Here is a 576-nt window from a genome sequence, read left to right on the forward strand (position 1 = left end):
AGGACCCACGCACCAGCAGGTCCGCCACCACGCCGAGCTCGGCGTCGACCAGCCGGCGCACGCTCTCCCCGCCGAGCCGCTCATCCATGACCCGCAGCCCGGGGATGTTGTGCTCGATCCGGTTCACGATCTGGTCGTCGACCCGTCCCCCGTTCAAGGCCGCCGCCAGCCGGGCCGGTTCCATGCCGAGCCACTGCGTCGCGAGTTCCGCCACCCCGACCCCAGTGATCGTCAGGAAGCCGCGGCGGTCGGAGAGCGCGTCCTCGACGACGTCCATGATCGAGGTTATGCTGCCGCCCGGCGTCCACGGGTACTCGGTGCGCACCGCGTCGCCGGTCGGTAGCCACGCGGGCCAGGGGTGCGACTCCAGGCGATCGTTGGGCACGCCGAGCTCCGCGGCGAGCGCGAGCTGGGACACCCGGTCGGGCACGACACCACGGTGCTCCCAGCGCCAGACCTTCTGCCGCTCGGCGGCCATGTTCGCCACCCCGAGGTCACGTGCGCGGCGGGCCACGACCCGCGCCAGACGCTGATAGGACCACCCGCGCTGGGCTCGGACGAACGCAAGCGGATGAG

The 576-nt window shown here is 72.4% G+C and carries 1 pseudogene; it reads right to left on the reverse strand.

What is annotated here, in order from left to right:
• Positions 1 to 576, reverse strand: a pseudogene (locus tag ACY45C_RS09145) (transcriptional regulator); the annotation flags it as partial.

The sequence above is a fragment of the Frankia sp. CcWB2 genome (assembly GCF_977927585.1).